We start from the raw sequence: 15072 nt of genomic DNA on the forward strand, positions 1-15072 counted from the left end.
GATACGCCGCGCCCGCCAGGAGCCGGTGGCGAGACAGACGATCGTTTCGACCCAACAGGCCGAGCGGATCACCGACCGGGCACTACGCCATATCCGCCCGATTTTCGGCAAATGCTACGGCTACCCCCTCGACGGTGGAACGCGGAGGTTTCGCGGGCCACCTTCGGTGTCCACCGAATCGAGCTCCGCTGCGCTCCGCCCTGAAAAGAACTCTCTCTTTCCCCTTCTGGCCTTCCGATCATGACCGGCCGGCCGCTGCGCGCAACCCCTGGGCGCTCCGCGGCCTGACGGCCCGAAAACTCTCTCCTCCGCTTCGCTCCCCCGAGACTTTTCGTCCCAGGGGTTGCACTCCGCGTCCTTGGGCCGGTCGTTATCTCCATGCCAGAAGGGCAAAAGATCAGGCGGGCCGCGCAGGTCCGCCGCGACCGTGAGGAGAGGCCATGTCCGACCGCATTCACATCGAGGGAATCGGCGAACTCATCGCTGCTGTCCCAACCGTTCTGTCGTTCGTACCTGAGCAGTCCATCGTGCTGGTCTTCTCGAGCGCGGGCCGCATCACATGGATGGTCCGCACCGACTTCGGGACGGGTGGGCGCCTACTGACGGCCGAGACGATTGCCCGGAGCGGCGAGTCCGACGCAGTGATCGTCGTCGTCGTGGCGAAGGGACGCACCTTCCGCGAGGTGATCGCAGAGGGCGACCGCGTGAACGCGACGATGCTCGGGCTGGGTGTCGAGGTGCAGGGGATCTACTACACCCCGAGTATCGAGGGCGGGCAGACATGGACCGACATGCAGACGTTCGGGACCGGCACGGTGGTCGATCCGGCCACGACCGCGGCTGCCGCCGCGACCGTCTTCACCGGCAAGCAGTTCACCCGCACCCGCGAGGAGATCGTGGCCCGCTACCGGCGTGACGACGCGACGATGACCGACCGCCGCCGGGCACGGAAGACGAAGGAGGTGATGGGGGAGAACTTCCCGCGCAGCGTCATCAGCGAGCTGGCCGACGCCGTCCGCGAGCGCCAGGAGCCGACGGCCGCACTCGCAGCGCGAGTCGGGTTGCTCGTCACCACCGACATCACGGCGCGTGATGCGATCCTCGGACTGGCAGTGATCGACCCGGCCACCGCGGCCGAGACGATGGCGGCCGTCGCCCGCAAGTTGTACGGGGCCGAACGGGTGGCGGCCCTGACGGTCGCCGGGTTCTTCGCGTACGTGAACTTCCAGGGACCGGACGCCGGGTGCGCATTCGAGGCAGCCCGCGAGGAGGCCGCCCGGCATCCCCTGTCCGACACGCGTCTGCTCGGACTGGTCGAGCAGGCACTCTCGACGGGGCTGCACCCGAGGCAGATGCGCACGCTGTCCGGCACCGGAGTCGGCATCGCCCGCGAGAAGTTCGGTGTCGAGCTGCCCGCCCCGAGCAGTGATTGGCTCTGACGGCACAACACACAGCGAGGCCCCCGGAATCCGTAGTTCCGGGGGCCTCGCCCGTTGCGCAGAAACGTCGTTCAGGCATCGAGCCTGGACGACGTTCACGCACGACTCACAGCGACCACCATAACCGGGCGCGTACCGTCACCACACATCACCGGCCGTGTCCGTCGCAAACCCCACATCGATCCGATCGCGGACCGGGCGTGTCGGGCATTCACCGTTGACGATCGCGTCGAGATCACCCTCACTCGGCCGGTGCAGATGCTTCGTCGCGTCGTACAACTGCTTCTCCACCTCGGACCGCTGGACCATCGGTGCCCTTTCTCCGTCGCCGACCGTCGAGGCCGGCTCTGCTGTCAGAACAGTGTCCCCTGCCAGTCACCCGGGTTGGTCTTGGCGTGAAACAGTGCATCTTCGTCGTACCCGCCCCGCAACGCCTCACGGATCGCCAGCGACCGTTCGTAGCGTGAGCGCCCCTGACCGTCGAGCAGTGAGTGCCCCGACAGCCGCCCGAGCGCGATCGCGTAGCGCACGTTCTCGCTGTGGGTGGACTGCACGAGGTGATCGTGGCCGACGCGTACGCACAACGGTTCGTTGCACTTGTGCTCGCACACCACGTTCGGGTCGAGGGGCCCGTGCACCAGCTCCACAGAGAAGCGGTGCGCGAGCATCGTGCGTTGCCGGTTCTCGCGTTGGAAGTTGAATCGCCCGTATCCGTCGGGTGCACTGATCGCACCGACCCAGTACCAGCACGTCGGTGACTTGACGACCTTCGCCCAGAACGCCGCGACGTTCGCCCGTGATGGAGTGAGCGAGTTGTCGACCACGCGCACCCGCCGCGGTTGGTCGGACGACTGCGGCGCGACGTATTCGACGTCGCACTCGGGGAACCCGAAGTCGAGCGACGGCTCGCTGTCGGTGCTCATGACCGGCGCAGCGTCACGATGCTGCGGTCACCGGCTGTGTGTCGCCGGCACCAGGTGCCGAGGCCGGCGCAGACGCCGCAGGCGAGGCGGGGATGTCGGGCGTGTCCAGGTCGCTCTTCGCCTGTTCGATGATCTTCTTCGCCTCCCGCGCGCTCACACCCAGCAGCGGGGCAAGTTCACCGGCCGAGGCGTTCTTGCCGAACTCCACGATCGCGAGGGCGTACTCGCGTAGCAACGACGACTCCTGCGCCTGTTCCTCCGGCGTCAGGTGTACGCCGGCCGACTCTGCTTCCGCCTTCACGGCCTCGATCTTGGCGGCGTACTCCTGCTGGATCTTCGCGATGCGCCGATCCCGTGCCTTCTCCAGCTGCTCGATCTTGCGCCGCGGTGTGGCCGCCCGGGACTCGAGCACCGCATCGAGCTTCGCCAGCTTCGCGGCCGCGTCATTGATCGGCGCTGCCAGCGTCTCCAGTTCGGCCTGCCGCGCCAGGACGCGCTCGCGTTCGCGCCGCAGGTTCTCCCGAACATTCGGGGCGGTGTGGGGACGCAGTGATCGGCGCGCTGCCGACGTCGACGAGGTGGCCATAGGACCGGAGTCTATCGGCTCGCCACGCTCTCGGGGAGTTCCGCGCCCCGGATCGTCGTCACCTCGGCATGTCACCCGCTTCGGTCACCTCCCCGACGAAAACCCACCCCCGGCTGTCTAACACCCGCAACTCCGTCGGAACCTCGACGGAGTCTTGGTCGAACTCCGTTCGACCAAGAAAACTCCACACACCTCATGCACTAAAGGTGCGACATGGCATGATCAACTTCCGTGATGACCGTCCACAAGCTCAATGCAGGGGACGGCTATGTCTATCTCACCAAGCATGTTGCCAAGGGCGATGCCACCGAGTCCCGCAAGGCTGATGCGGTCGATTACTACGTCGCCAAGGGCACCCCGCCGGGAATCTGGTGCGGCAGACTTGCCGAGAAGGTCGGCGTCGAGATCGGCACTGAAGTGACCGAGGACGCGATGCGGTCGGTGTTCGGAGCCGCACGCACTCCCGATGCTTTCGCCACGCGGCCGAATGCGGACGCCCCGCTCGAGGAGCGGTTGGAGTGGTCGCGACGGACTGCTCTGGGCCGGGCATTTTCGTGGTTCCAGAAGAGCCAGGAGTACGTCAACGACGTCGAGGAACTGTGCAGTTCCTACAAGGCGAAGTACGGCGAATACCCGGCCCCTGATGCGAAGAAGGTGATCCAGCTCTCGACCGCCCGCAAGCATCTTCGCCGCAGGACGGGCGAGAAGGCCGACCTGCTCAGCGAGCCACAGGTGTGGGAGTTCATCACCGAGCAGTACACCAAGGTTCGGCAGCCGGTGGCCGGTTATGACCTGGTGTTCACGCCGATGAAGTCGGTGTCGTTGCTGTGGGGGCTCGGCGACGAGAAGGTCAAGGCCGCGGTCGAAGAAGCCCACGCGCAGGCGGTGTCCGAGACGCTGGAGTGGATCGAGAATGAGGTGATCTACACCCGCCGCGGGGCCGGCGGTGCGCGCAAGATTAAGGCCGAGGGCCTGCTGGTCGCCCGGTTCGATCACTACGACAATCGTGCCTCCGATCCGAACCTGCACACCCATTGCGCCGTGCTCAACCGGGTGTTGGGCGAGGACAAGTGGACCACGATCGACGGTTCGATTCTGTACAAGGCGAACGTCGCCGGCTCGGAGAAGTACAACACCCGTGTGGCCGAGTTGGTCTCGCGCAAGCTCGGTGTCACCTTCGCTCGCCGGCCCGATACGCCGGTCGGCAAGCAGCCGGTCTACGAGGTCGACGGCATCCCGCTGTCGCTGATCGAGGAGTTCTCACGCCGGTCGGAAATCGAGGTCCGGCAGGAAGAACTGGCGCGTGAGTACAAGGATCGGTACGGCAAGAACCCGCCGAAGAAGGTGCAGTACGCCCACGCGCAGCAAGCCACCCTCGATACCCGCAACGCCAAGAACCCGCCCCGGTCACTGGCCGAGTTGCGGTCCGAATGGCGCCAGCGCGCCGAGGCGATCCTCGCCGGAAGCGATCCGGCCGAGCTGGTCGAGGCGGTGCAAGGCGAACGCGACCGTCGTCCGCTCTTCTCCCCCACCCAGGTGCCCGCGTTGGTGGAAGACGTGGTCGATGCGCTCTCGCGCAAGGTCGGCACCTGGACGGTGTTCTCGCTGTCCGCCGAGATCGACCGGCAGTTGCGTCAGTTCAGTTTCGACAACGACGACGAGTTGCGGGCGATGTACGACAACGCCCTGGAACTGGCGCTGCGGGACTACTGCAAGCCGACCTTCACCGAGGAGTATCACGGCCCGGAGCGCGTCACCGAACGCATCGAACGCGGCCTGGTGCGCAGCCAACTCGTCGATCGCGCCGAGATGCGGTACACCGCAGAGTCGGTCCTCGAGGCCGAGAAGTTCATGCGCGAGCAGGCGTTCGCCGACGATGAGCGCACCGTCTCCGGCTTCGTGATCCGACGCCAGATCGCGCGAGCCGAGAAGAGGGCCGGCCACAGCCTCGGGGGCGACCAGATCGCGATGATCGAGCACTTCCTCACCGCGAAGAAGCACGTTGCCGTGGCGGTCGGTGCGGCCGGTGCCGGCAAGACCACCGCCGCAACCGTGATCGCCCGCGCCTGGGAGACCAGCTACGGAAAAGTCGTCGCACTGGGTCCATCGGCCCGCGCCGCAGAGGTGCTCGGGGAAGAGATTTCGGTTCAGGGACGCACCATCGCCGATGTGCTCACCCGCCACCGTGTCGGTCTGCCTACCGGCATCGACAAGGGTGATCTGTTGCTCGTCGACGAGGCGGGCATGGCGTCGGCGCGGGATCTGGCGGACCTGACCCGCATCGCAGTCGAGACCGGTGCGGTGGTGCGGTTGCTGGGTGATCCGCAGCAGCTCGCGTCCGTCGAAGCCGGTGGGGTGTTGCGTGATCTGGCCGATCTGACCGGCGCGCCGTTCCTGGAGAAGGTGCACCGTTTCACCACCGACGGCGAGGCCGAGGCCAGCCTGCGACTGCGCAGCGGCGATGCGTCGGTGCTGTCCTGGTACGCCGGTAACGACCGGATCCGCGAGGGCATGGCACACGAGCTGCCGGACCTGGTGTTCGACGCCTACGTCCGCGACGTCGAGGCCGGCGAGGTCGCGTTGATGGTCGCCCCGACCAACGACCTGGTGCGCCAGCTCAACGAGAAGGCCGCCGTCTACTACCGCACAGGCGGCACCGTCACCGGCCCCGGAATCGTTCTGGCGGACGGTCTCGAGGCCGCGGTCGGCGACGTGGTGGTCACCCGAAAGAACAACTCGAAATACGTCGTCAAGCACTCCGACGGCACCAAGTCCGGCCGAGTCAAGAACGGCGATCTGTGGACCGTCACCGCGATCGGCGACGACGGCTCACTGCGGCTGCGCAACCACATCAGCGACGGTGAGGTCACCGTCGCGGCCGACTACATCGCCGAGAACGTGCAACTCGGGTACGCGACGACGGTGCACCGCTCGCAGGGCATGACCGTCGGGCACTGTCATGTGCTCGCCGCGGCGAACATGGATCGGCAGTCGCTGTATGTGGCGCTGAGCCGCGGCAAGCACGCCAACATCGTCTACGCCGCGGGCGACGAGCTACCCGACTGGGACTTCGAACACCCCCAGCAGGACCATCCCGGCGCGACGGGTCTGCTGGCGAGGATCATCGAACGCGACGGCTCGCAGCGCACCGCCCATCAGATGATCGAAGACGCACAACGCCAGGCCGCGTCGTGGTCGAGGATCACCGACATCTACGAGCTGGCCGTGTCCGCGCTGTACGACGACTACACCGAAAAGCTGCTGTCGTCGATCCTCACCGAACGGCAGCTCGGCTGGGTGCACGACTTCGGCGGCTGGGATGCCGTCGTCACCTGCGTCACGCAAGCAGAAACCTTCGGCTGGGACACGAAGGCTCTGCTGCGCGGAGCCGCCGAGGAACTGCGCGAGCAGGGACGGGCCGGGCAGGTCGATGACGGCAAGAACGCTCCCGGCCGGATCCTGGCTCGGGCGCTGCGCACGCGCATCGCGCCCGAGGACGGACCGGGTCTGCCGCGCACTCGCCGCGACGATCTGGCGCGTTACAAGGTGCCGGCCTTGACCGACGCGGCGGCCGAGAGGGACCCGATCCTCGCCGCCTATGCTCGTGCCCAGCAACAGCAGATGCATGCCTTCATCGACTCGTATCTCACGCGGGCGATCGAGCAGAACGCCCCGTGGGTTGCGGCCGTGGGCACCCCCGGCGACGACCCGAGGCGAGTGCGGCTGTGGGAGAAGACGGTGCGCGAGATCGCGATCTCGCGGGTGACCTCGAACGCACCCGACGACCAGCACGACCCGCTGGCCTACCTCCGCGGTGCCCGCCGCGAGAAGATCGAATCGGCCATCGAGCGGCTGGCTGCGACGCCGGCCGGGCACCGGAAGTCGGCGCAGCCGTCCTCGCCGTACGCGGGCTACAGCGACACCGAACTGTTCGCGGCACGCCAGTCGAGCCGGCGACGGCTCGGCGAGGACCGGCACCTTCTGACTTTGACCGAAGACGAATTCGCCCGTGTCAGCGGCACCGATTCGGCGGTGACGGCCGTCGATGAGCGTGTCGCCGAGGTCGAACGGCAGGATCGGCACATCCAGGCGGTGCGCGCCTCGCGTGCCTGGCTCGAACGCCTGCGCACCGATCCGGCCGCGACCGCCGAGCAGATCGCCGCAGCGAGGGCGGCGCTGTCGGTGGCCGAGCAGACCGCTCCCCCGGAGCGGGACTGGCCGATCATCGAACGCTCCGCGCAGTTCAACCGGGCCGCAGCTGCCCGCCGGGACCGTGCCCAGGTGCTCGACGAACAGGCGATCGGCCGGGTGCGCGACCGCATCACCCGTCTGGAGGAAGGACTGCACAACGAGCAGGCCATCCTCGAACAGATCGACGCCGAAATCGCCCGGCGTGAGCGGGAGGGAACACCGCCCGGGACACGCCGTACCCGGCCCCAGGCGAGCACACCGCCGCCGACGAGTACGCACCCCGAGTTGGACCGGACCCAGAGTGAGTCCGGTCCCGAGGTGCAGTGGTGACGCAGACGCACGTGCACTGCACGACGAGAAGAGTGAGGACTTCCGCCGATGGCTGACAGCGACCGCACCCGCCGTTTTCGTCGCACGCGCCCCAACCAGGGCGGTGATGCTGCCGCGTTCATCGACGCCCGCGCCGCCCGGAACGCAGCGCCGCAGCAGCCCCCGGCGCAGCCCCAACCGCGACCGGCTGCCGTGCGGGCACGCCAGGACGTCGCGGATGTCGCCGCGTTCGTCCGCAAGGTCGAAACCGAACGCAGTCAGGGCCGGCCCGCACCCCAACCGCAGCCGATGAAGACCGTCCTCGGCGTGTTCCACGGATCCCCGGCGACCCAGACCACCGTGCAGATCCTCGCCGCCGCGGCCACCGCTCGGCATTTCGGCGGCGAGAACTCCGCCGCGGCCCGCAAGTGGCAGCAGCTTGCGCAGGACAACGCGGCCCGTCTCGAGGCGATGCGGGCCGCGCAGTACCGGCAGGAACAGGCCCGCTGCGTCCAGGCCCAGATGCCGCCGGAGGAGATGGACCGCCGGCTTCGTGCCCGTGTCGCCGCCGACCGGGACGCCGATCGGCGGGCCTTCGACGCGGCCGGTGCGGTGGCGCTGAGCTACGTCGCAGCCCAAGCACTGCCCCCGTTCGACAAGCTCGCCGAGCTGTCCCACACGCATCTGACCGTCCCGGAACCGACGCCGGTACCACTTGAAGTCGCCACCCACATGGCGAACCAGACTCACGCTGCACAGGCCGAGACCGGCATCGAACACGCCGACCCCGAGACAGAAGCCGCCCAGGAGATCGACCTCGACAAGTCCCCGGACCCGACAGAACCGGAGACCGAGCAGGACGTCCAGGCCGACACCGCGGCCGCGGCCGTCGAGGACGCCGATGTGTCCGATCGGCTCGAGCAGGTGCAGGCCGATCCGACCACTTCTTCCGAAGGAAAGGGTGGAGTGAGCCTCGAACGGATCGGGTCCGTGTTCGAGAAGGCCGGCCGCGGTATCGGTGCCGCGATCGGCCCGATCAACGGAAACGACGAGGTGGCCCCTCCCCTGTCCCCCGTGGATATGAACCAGCTCAGCCAGGAACTGCTCGACGCGCTCGCGGCTGCGATGAGCGGTCATCCCCGCTCGGTGACCGAGATGCTCAACATCGAACGCCAACCCGACCACACGAACGAGGCCGCGTTCGTTCCCGACATGGGACTCGAACACAGTCGGGAAGCAACACTCGGATACTGATCGGCACCTGTCACCGAGGGAGTCGATTACTGGGCTGACCTGGCGATACGGCAGGGTGTCGTGAGGATACGCAATGATATTCGTGCCACGCACCGGCTATAGCCGGTGCGTGGCATATTCGGACGGCACGTACGGCTCGTACTGGAGCGTCCAGAGTTGATGGTCGAGTACGTCGTGTAAAGGAGTCTTGTGAGCACGCTCGGTAGTTTCATCTGGTCGATCGCCGACCAACTGCGGGGGCCCTACCGCCCCAACCAGTACGGCAATGTGATCCTCCCGCTCACGATCCTGCGTCGTCTCGACTGCATTCTCGAGCCCGACCGGGAGACGGTGCGCGGGCTGGCGGCGAAGTACGACAACCCCAATCGGCTCAAGGTCGAGGTCAAGAAGGCCACCGGGCGGCCGTTCTACAACACCTCGAACTATTCCTTCGCTAACCTCCTGGAGGATGCCGACGGGCTGGCGGACAACCTGGTCGACTACATCGACCGGTTCTCGCCCGATGTCGATGTGTTCGAGTACTTCGACTTCAAGAAGGAAATCCTCGCTCTGGAGAAGGCGGAGCTGCTGCGCGAGGTCATCACATCCTTCAAGGCTGTCGACCTGCATCCGGACGTCGTTTCCAATGCCGACATGGGTGATGCGTTCGAGTACATCATCCGCAAGTTCAACGAGGCCGCGAACGAGACCTCCGGTGACCACTACACCCCGCGGGACGCGATCCGGCTGCTGGTCGACCTGCTCTTCGCGGAGAAGGACGTCGACCTGACCGAGGCCGGCATCGTCCGCACGCTGTACGACCCCACCGCGGGCACCGGTGGCATGCTTGCCCTGGCCGAGGAGCACCTGCTCGCCCAGAACCCCGACGCGAAGCTGAGTCTGTACGGCCAGGAGTACAACGGGCAGTCGTACGCGATCTGCAAGTCCGATCTGCTCGCCAAGGGCCATGACGCGACCAACATCGCTTTCGGCAACACCCTCACCGAGGATGCGTTCAAGGACCGCCACTTCGACTTCTGCATGTCCAACCCGCCGTACGGCGTGGACTGGAAGCAGTACGCCAAGGCGGTCACGAAAGAACGCGAGGAAGCCGGCCCCTACGGCCGGTTCGCCCCAGGTCTTCCGGCGACGTCGGACGGGCAGATGCTCTTCCTGCTCCATCTGGCCCACAAGATGCGGGCACCGGAGGACGGCGGCGGCCGCGTCGGCATCGTCATGAACGGCTCGCCGCTGTTCAATGGCGCCGCCGAGTCCGGCCCCTCCAACATCCGTAGGTGGCTGCTGGAGAACGACCTGGTCGAGGCCATCGTTGCGCTGCCGACCAACATGTTCTTCAACACCGGCATCGCCACCTACATCTGGATCCTCGACAACACCAAGCACCCCGACCGCAAGGGTGTGGTTCAGCTCATCGACGGCACTTCGTTCTGGACCAAGATGCGCAAGAACCTCGGCTCCAAGGGGCGCGAGATCAGCGATGTCGACCGCGCCAAGATCGTGAAGTTGTACGCCGACTTCACTGACGCTGACCCGGACTACTCCAAGGTGCTGCGCAACGACGAGTTCGGCTACTGGACCGTCACTGTCGAACGTCCACTCCTCGACGAAGCCGGAAACCCCGTCGTCGACCGCAAGGGCAAGGCCAAGCCGGACACCAAGAAGCGCGACACCGAGAACGTCCCCTTCACCTACGGCGGCTCGACCGCCGGCGCCGTGGGCAAGACTGAGGTGATCCAGGCGTACTTCGACGCCGAGGTAAAACCCCACGTCCCCGACGCCTGGATCGACTGGACCAAGGTCAAGACCGGCTACGAAATCCCCTTCACCCGCCACTTCTACAAGTACGTCCCACCCCGCCCTCTCGCCGAGATCGACGCTGACCTGGAGAAGCAGGTCGCTAAGATCCTCGACCTACTGCGCGAGGTGGAGGGATGACCGACTCCGTCCGCCTCAAGTGGCTGCTTACGGAATCCGACGCCCGAGCAGGGACAGAAGCCGGAACGCTTCCGCTCTTGTCGGTCTCGATCAGCTGGGGCGTCCGACGTCGGGAGGCGTCGGACACGACCACACGGGCAGCGGCCGAGGATCTGTCCAACTACAAGCTCTGCCGGGCGGGCGACCTCGTCATCAACCGAATGCGGGCGTTTCAAGGCGCGCTCGGAATCGCACCGGAGGATGGAGTCGTTAGCCCGGACTACGCGGTGCTGCGAGTCGACCCGACGGTCGACAAGCGGTGGCTGAACTACTTCCTCACCAGTGAATTCACTGTAGCGACGATGGCGAGCCTCGTGCGGGGCATCGGCGGTACCGAGGCTGGGAACGTCCGAACTCCCCGCCTGAACGTCAGCGACCTGCAGTCAATGACCGTCCCCGCCGTGTCGGCAGACGAGCAGCGCGCTATCGCCGACTACCTCGACCGCGAGACCGCCCGCATCGACACACTCCTTGAGGAGCAACAGCGCCTAATCGAGATGCTCCGCGAGCGGCGGAAGGACTTAGTCCGAGCGGCGGTTCTCGGATCTGTGAACCCCTTCTCACCACCCGCTGAAGCAGCGTTCACTGCGATTGGCCACCACTTCTCGGTAACCCTTGGGAAGATGTTGGACGCCGGAAAAATGGTTCGCAGCGAAGACCAGATGCTTCCATACATCCGAGCCGGAAATATTCAGGACGCCGGGCTAAAGCTCGATGACGTGAAACACATGCCTTACTCGGAGGAAGAGGCCGCAAATCTCAACCTGCTCGAGGGCGACTTGCTCGTCGTTGAGGGCGGGGCTGTCGGCACAAACGTGCTGCTCCGCGAGGATATGCCAGGGTGGTCCTTTCAGAAGACTGTCAACCGACTCCGTCCACTTAGCGACTGGTCTTCCGCTTGGCTGGGATATGTGCTGCGGACCTATCGGGACGTCGGTGTGATTGACATTGTGTGCAATCGCTCGACCATTCCGCACCTGACGGCCGAGAAGCTCCGCGCCATGCGTGTCCCTTCCGTGGATCCGCAGGACCAGGTGCGCGTGGCCGCGACCCTTGATCGTCAGACCGCGGAGATCGATGTCTTGATCGCTGAGACTGAGCGGTTCGTCGAGCTTTCGAAGGAGCGGCGTTCGGCGTTGATCACGGCGGCGGTGACGGGTCAGATCGACGTGCGGGAGGTGGTGTGATGGCTGCTCACAACGAGGTCATCTTCGAGTCCGAGATCTGCGCGTATCTGGAATCCCGCGGGTGGCTGTACTCGGCAAACGACACCGGCTACGACCGGGAACGGGCGCTGTTCCCCGAGGACTTGTTCGCCTGGCTGCAGGAGACCCAGCAGGCGGCGTTCGAGAAGGCGCTGAAGGCGGCGGGGTCGCCGGCGAAGTTCCTCGACGTGCTGGTCGCGGCACTCGACAAGCCCTTGGAGCATGGCGGCGGGACGTTGAACATCCTGCGCAACGGTGTGCAGTACATCGGCGGTGGCCGGTTGAAGATGGCCCAGTTCCGCCCCGAAACCAGCCTGAACGCGACCACTAACGAGCAGTACGCGGCGATGCGGGTGCGGGTGATGCGGCAGGTGCACTTCTCCACCGCCGACCAACGCTGCCTCGACCTGGTCTTCTTCGTCAACGGGCTCCCGGTCGCCACCGTGGAGCTGAAGACCGACTTCACCCAGTCCCTGGACGAGGCGATCAACCAGTACCGCAAGGACCGGCATCCGATGACCAACGGCCGGCCCGAGCCCCTGCTGTCGTTCGGGCACCGGGCGCTGGTGCACTTCGCGGTCTCGAACGATCTGGCCGCGATGACGACCCGGCTCGAAGGCGAGAAGACCCACTTCTTGCCGTTCAACGTGGGATACAAGGGTGGCGCCGGGAACCCGCCCGCTGAGGGCGGGCGGTCGGCGACGGCGTACCTGTGGGAACGGGTCTGGGAGAAGCACGCCTGGCTCACCATCATCGGCCGGCTGATGATCGTCGAGACAAAGCAGGAGTGGGACGTCGCGACCGGCACATCGGTGCGGCGCACGAGCATGCTCTTTCCTCGCTTCCACCAGTGGGAAGCCGTGACGAACATCGTGGCCGCAGTGCGCCAGGAAGGGGTGGGTCGCCGCTACCTGATCGAACACTCCGCAGGATCGGGCAAGACCAACACCATCGCGTGGACCGCACACCGACTGGCACGACTGCACGTGAACGACGAGAAGGTCTTCGACTCGGTGATCGTGGTCGTCGACCGCACCGTGCTCGACGGACAGCTCCAGGAGGCGATCCGGCAGATCGACGGGTCGGGGAAGATCGTGGCTACGATCAGCCCGGAGGACGTCCGCAAGGCCGGGGCGAAATCGAAATCCGGCTTGCTGGCGGCCGCGCTCAAGAACGGGGAGCTGATCATCGCGGTGACGGTGCAGACCTTCCCCCACGCCCTCGACGAGATCCGCAAGGACTCGACGCTCAAGGGCCGGCGCTTCGCGGTGATCGCCGATGAGGCGCACTCCTCCCAGTCCGGCCAGATCTCCTCCAAGCTCAAGGCCGTCCTGACCGCAGAAGAGGTCCAGGAGATTGAGGAAGGCGGTGAGATCGACGTCGAGGCGATCCTGGCGTCGGAGATGACCGAGCGCGCCGAGTCGCAGAACATCTCCTACCTTGCGTTCACCGCCACACCGAAGAACAAGACCCTCGAGCTCTTCGGCCGCAAGGGCCCGGACGGGAAACCGGTCGAGTTCCACCTCTACTCGATGCGCCAGGCGATCGAGGAGGGCTACATCCTCGACGTGCTCAAGGGCTACCAGACCTACGACACCGCCCTGAAGATCGCCGGCCAGGCCGAGAGCGGCGACGGGAGCGAGGTGGAGGAATCCGCGGCGCGTAAGGGGCTGATGCGGTGGGTGAAACTGCATCCCACCAACATCAGCCAGAAGGTGCAGATCATCGTCGAGCACTTCCACACCAACGTCGCCCACCTGCTCGACGGCAAGGCCAAAGCGATGGTCGTGACCGACTCGCGCAAGGCCGCGGTCAAGTACAAGAAGGCGATCGACTCCTACATCGCCAAACGGGCCGCCGTGGACGCCTCGTACAACTACCGCACCCTGGTCGCCTTCTCCGGCTCGGTGACGATGGACGAGGACGAGCAGTGGGCCTCGGACTGGGGACCGCAGCCGAGCAAGGACGACGAGTTCACCGAAGCTAACCTGAATCCCGGTGCCGGCTCGGACCTGGCTGCAGCATTCAAGGGTGAGACGTACAAGGTCATGCTGGTCGCCAACAAGTTCCAGACCGGGTTCGACCAGCCGCTGCTCTCGGCGATGTATGTCGATAAGAAGCTCTCGGGGGTCACTGCTGTGCAGACGCTCTCTCGGCTCAACCGCACTCATCGCACCGCGAGTGGGGAGCAGAAGCGCAAGACGTTCGTCATCGATTTCGTGAACAAGCCCGAGGACATCCGGGCTTCGTTCGAGCCGTACTTCACCAACGCCACCCTCGAGACCGAGACCGACCCGTACGTCGTCGTCCATCTCGCCACCAAGCTCGCTCAGGCCGGGATCTACACCCCCGAGCAGGTGCGTGAGGTCGCCGAACTGTGGGTCACCCGCAGGGGCAACAACGCCCTCTCATCGGCGATCAGTCCGGCCAAGCACGAATTCGCCCGCCGCTATGCAGCGGCGATCGAGGCCGACGACAAAGTCACCCTCAACACCCTCGACCTGTTCCGCAAGGACGTCGCTACCTATGTCCGGCTCTACGACTTCATGAGCCAGATCGTCGACTACGGCGACCCGTACATGGAGATGCTCTCGATCTTCCTGCGGCTGCTCGACAAGGTCATCGCAGAGTCCGCCTGGGCCGCGGAGGTCGACCTCTCCGACGTCGTTCTGGTCGGGGTCAAGCACACCAAAGCGGCCGCGGTCGACATTTCGCTGACCGGTGACGGTCAGCTCAAGGGCATTAGTGCCGCCGGCACCGGCACCCGGAAGGAGCCGAAGTACGTCGCACTCCAGGTCGTCATCGACAAGATGAACGACCTGTTCGGCGCCGAAGCATTCACCGACTCGCAGATTCGTGAGTTCGTGCAGGGCCTGGTGCAGCGACTGCTCGACTATCCGGACCTGGTCAACCAGACCAAGGTGAACTCGAAGAAGCAGTTCATGGAATCGCAAGACTTCCAGACCGCGGTCACTGAGGCGGTCGTCGACAACCAGGAAGCCCACAACACCATGGCCGACTACTTCTTCAGTGACGGCCCCGCCATCAGCGCTGTCATCATGGCGCTCGCAGACGCCTTCTACGAGGCAGCGGTCCATCAGCGGACGGACGTGTGAGCAACTCGGTAGCCGGTGGTGGTGACGGCCGGGCCTTCCGCACTCGCCCTCAGCGCGGATAGCCCCAAGGGGGCA

At 65.8% G+C, this 15072-nt stretch carries 9 protein-coding genes; 6 read left to right on the forward strand and 3 right to left on the reverse strand.

The window, feature by feature from the left end:
• The first annotated feature begins 440 nt into the window (after positions 1–440).
• On the forward strand, positions 441–1439 hold the full coding sequence (locus tag Q7514_RS31755; protein WP_006553201.1) for a DUF4192 domain-containing protein: 999 nt from the start codon (positions 441–443) through the stop codon (positions 1437–1439).
• A 138-nt stretch (positions 1440–1577) separates the two neighbouring features.
• Here the strand turns inward: Q7514_RS31755 and Q7514_RS31760 are convergent, their stop codons facing one another.
• Genes Q7514_RS31760 through Q7514_RS31770 form a run of 3 tightly spaced genes read right to left on the reverse strand, consistent with a single transcriptional unit; the run spans position 1578 to position 2948 of the window.
• Positions 1578–1748, reverse strand: coding sequence for a hypothetical protein (locus Q7514_RS31760; protein ID WP_017681369.1), 171 nt, complete (start codon positions 1746–1748; stop codon positions 1578–1580).
• A gap of 44 nt (positions 1749–1792) precedes the next feature.
• On the reverse strand, positions 1793–2362 hold the full coding sequence (locus tag Q7514_RS31765) for an HNH endonuclease (protein WP_006553202.1): 570 nt from the start codon (positions 2360–2362) through the stop codon (positions 1793–1795).
• A gap of 13 nt (positions 2363–2375) precedes the next feature.
• On the reverse strand, positions 2376–2948 hold the full coding sequence (locus Q7514_RS31770) for a hypothetical protein (protein ID WP_006553203.1): 573 nt from the start codon (positions 2946–2948) through the stop codon (positions 2376–2378).
• Positions 2949–3182: 234 nt separating this feature from the next.
• Between Q7514_RS31770 and mobF the strand changes: the two genes are divergently transcribed.
• The 5 genes from mobF (at position 3183) to Q7514_RS31795 (ending at position 14997) form a co-directional block, all read left to right on the forward strand.
• A complete protein-coding gene (mobF, locus tag Q7514_RS31775) occupies positions 3183–7469 on the forward strand; it encodes a MobF family relaxase (RefSeq protein WP_017681370.1) in 4287 nt (1428 codons plus the stop codon).
• 48 nt (positions 7470–7517) lie between these two features.
• Positions 7518–8702, forward strand: a complete 1185-nt coding sequence (locus Q7514_RS31780; protein ID WP_017681371.1) for a hypothetical protein — start codon at positions 7518–7520, stop codon at positions 8700–8702.
• 189 nt (positions 8703–8891) lie between these two features.
• Complete coding sequence (locus Q7514_RS31785) at positions 8892–10637, forward strand: type I restriction-modification system subunit M (protein ID WP_017681372.1); 1746 nt, start codon at positions 8892–8894, stop codon at positions 10635–10637.
• Positions 10634–11863, forward strand: a complete 1230-nt coding sequence (locus Q7514_RS31790; RefSeq protein WP_017681373.1) for a restriction endonuclease subunit S — start codon at positions 10634–10636, stop codon at positions 11861–11863. Before Q7514_RS31785 ends, Q7514_RS31790 begins: the two co-directional genes overlap by 4 nt.
• Entirely contained in the window at positions 11863–14997 is a 3135-nt protein-coding gene (locus Q7514_RS31795; protein ID WP_017681374.1) for a type I restriction endonuclease subunit R, read from the forward strand. The genes Q7514_RS31790 and Q7514_RS31795 overlap by 1 nt, the downstream gene beginning before the upstream one ends.
• Positions 14998–15072 lie beyond the last annotated feature (75 nt).

Origin of the sequence: Rhodococcus artemisiae (genome assembly GCF_036327795.1) — a bacterium.
GTDB classification, from domain to species: Bacteria; Actinomycetota; Actinomycetes; order Mycobacteriales; family Mycobacteriaceae; genus Rhodococcus; species Rhodococcus artemisiae.

What these genes read in the sequence shown, in the direction of transcription:
- Q7514_RS31755 (WP_006553201.1), top strand. Translation starts at nt 441, where the DNA reads ATGTCCGACCGCATTCACATCGAGGGAATCGGCGAACTCATCGCTGCT.
- Q7514_RS31760 (WP_017681369.1), bottom strand. Translation starts at nt 1,748, where the DNA reads ATGGTCCAGCGGTCCGAGGTGGAGAAGCAGTTGTACGACGCGACGAAG.
- Q7514_RS31765 (WP_006553202.1), bottom strand. Translation starts at nt 2,362, where the DNA reads ATGAGCACCGACAGCGAGCCGTCGCTCGACTTCGGGTTCCCCGAGTGC.
- Q7514_RS31770 (WP_006553203.1), bottom strand. Translation starts at nt 2,948, where the DNA reads ATGGCCACCTCGTCGACGTCGGCAGCGCGCCGATCACTGCGTCCCCAC.
- mobF (WP_017681370.1), top strand. Translation starts at nt 3,183, where the DNA reads ATGACCGTCCACAAGCTCAATGCAGGGGACGGCTATGTCTATCTCACC.
- Q7514_RS31780 (WP_017681371.1), top strand. Translation starts at nt 7,518, where the DNA reads ATGGCTGACAGCGACCGCACCCGCCGTTTTCGTCGCACGCGCCCCAAC.
- Q7514_RS31790 (WP_017681373.1), top strand. Translation starts at nt 10,634, where the DNA reads ATGACCGACTCCGTCCGCCTCAAGTGGCTGCTTACGGAATCCGACGCC.
- Q7514_RS31795 (WP_017681374.1), top strand. Translation starts at nt 11,863, where the DNA reads ATGGCTGCTCACAACGAGGTCATCTTCGAGTCCGAGATCTGCGCGTAT.